General features: G+C 47.8%; 3 protein-coding genes. All 3 read left to right on the plus strand.

Annotated features, from left to right (window positions below; all coding sequences use genetic code 11):
* Positions 1 to 374: zinc-finger-containing protein (locus tag NXS07_RS19865; protein WP_258087493.1), on the plus strand; the 374-nt coding region annotated here is incomplete at its 5' end.
* On the plus strand, positions 371 to 1,168 hold the full coding sequence (locus NXS07_RS19870; RefSeq protein ID WP_258087494.1) for a DNA cytosine methyltransferase: 798 nt from the start codon (positions 371 to 373) through the stop codon (positions 1,166 to 1,168). The genes NXS07_RS19865 and NXS07_RS19870, both read left to right, overlap by 4 nt.
* The gene (locus NXS07_RS19875; RefSeq protein ID WP_258087495.1) at positions 1,149 to 1,526 is read left to right on the plus strand and encodes an ASCH domain-containing protein; all 378 of its coding nucleotides are present in this window, start codon (positions 1,149 to 1,151) and stop codon (positions 1,524 to 1,526) included. The genes NXS07_RS19870 and NXS07_RS19875 overlap by 20 nt, the downstream gene beginning before the upstream one ends.
* Positions 1,527 to 1,681 lie beyond the last annotated feature (155 nt).

A 1,681-nucleotide genomic window follows, 5' to 3' on the forward strand; every position in this document is an offset into this window, starting at 1 on the left:
ACCCGCTCCCCGTTCCCACCCAATGCCGACATTGCCGCAGTCACGTAAAGATAGCCCATCACACGGAGGTGTTTGGGGAAATTCGCGGTCATTGGCCGTGGCTCTATATCTGCTGGTCATGTGATGCCCGTGTGGGAATGCACCCAGATACCAATATCCCGCTGGGAACACTGGCAGATATGCCGACACGGAGGGCGAGACAGAGTGGTAAAGAAAAATTCGAGCAGATGCGGACATTCAGGAACTGGGAACGTACGGATGCGTACAGATGGCTGGCGTGGCAATTAGGTATCAGTTTTAACCGCTGCCATTTTGGCTGGTTTGACACTGATATGTGTAATAAAGCAGCGAATATATGTCGGGAGTTTAAATGACGGCCTATTACAACGAGATAGACCCCTACGCAGCGCAATGGCTGAGGAATTTAATTGCAGCCGGCCATATAGCGCCGGGTGATGTTGATGAACGTTCAATAGAGGATGTGAAGCCTAATGACCTACGAAATTACACCCAGTGCCACTTTTTCGCCGGAATTGGCGTCTGGAGTTACGCACTCAGAAATTCCGGATGGCCGGATAACAAACCAGTCTGGACAGGCTCCTGCCCCTGCCAGCCTTTCAGCGCGGCAGGTCGCGGCAATGGGTTTGCTGACGAGCGGCACTTATGGCCCCATTTCCACTATCTCATCGAACAGTGCAGACCTCGCGTTGTGTTTGGAGAACAGGTTGCGAGCGGCCTTGGCTGGTTCGACCTTGTACAAACTGACCTGGCGGGAGCGGGTTACTCCTCAGCGGCGATTGATATTTGCGCTGCAGGCGTCGGTGCGCCGCACATCAGGCAGCGACTCTATTGGGTGGGCCACGCCAACAACCCGGTCCCACAAGGATTGCGGAGACATTGGGAAATCGTTCATCAGGAAGGATGGCAAGATTCGAAACGACACACTCTATCGTCAGATGTGGCTGCACACGTTTGGAATGAATGGGAACCCAACCAGGGAGCAGATGGGAAAATTAGAATCATACCAGCCAATTATGGCAAGGCTGTTGATGGGATTACCAACAGAGTGGGACGATTGCGCGCCTACGGAAATGCCATCGTTGCGCCGGTCGCAGAAGCGTTCATAAGAGCATATATAGGGAGTTTAAATGAAATTACTGAAATTTAACGACGAAATGTTGCAATTGGTCATTAATGGACGAAAGACTCAGACACGAAGACCGATTATTGATGGTACATATTCATATGATTCAGACAGAGGGTACAATACTCCGTACGGAAAAATAAACGACATAATCAGCTTTGCCAACGATAAGGGTGAAATTAAAGGAGAATTAATCATCACCAATAATCGAGTTGAAAACCTACATCGTATTTCTAAATCAGATGTAAAAAATGAAGGATTCGAAAGTTGGACGAATTTTGCTTTTGCGTGGTCATCTATTTACCACAATCGCGGTTATGGATGGGATGTTGACCAGCTCGTTTGGGTAATTGAGTTTCGGAGAATTAATAATGACAAATAAACGTCGTTTTAATTTGTGGCAATGGATGTGGTTGCAGGTCTGGAATTTATCAGAATGGAGCGGAATAGGTTTAGGCCGTTTTGCTCCGTGGGTACTTCATCAAATGATTGGATGCAATTATCCAGTTAAGAAAATTAAATCAGGTGATAATAATG

The organism is Xenorhabdus bovienii (assembly GCF_024721015.1).
GTDB lineage: Bacteria > Pseudomonadota > Gammaproteobacteria > Enterobacterales > Enterobacteriaceae > Xenorhabdus > Xenorhabdus bovienii.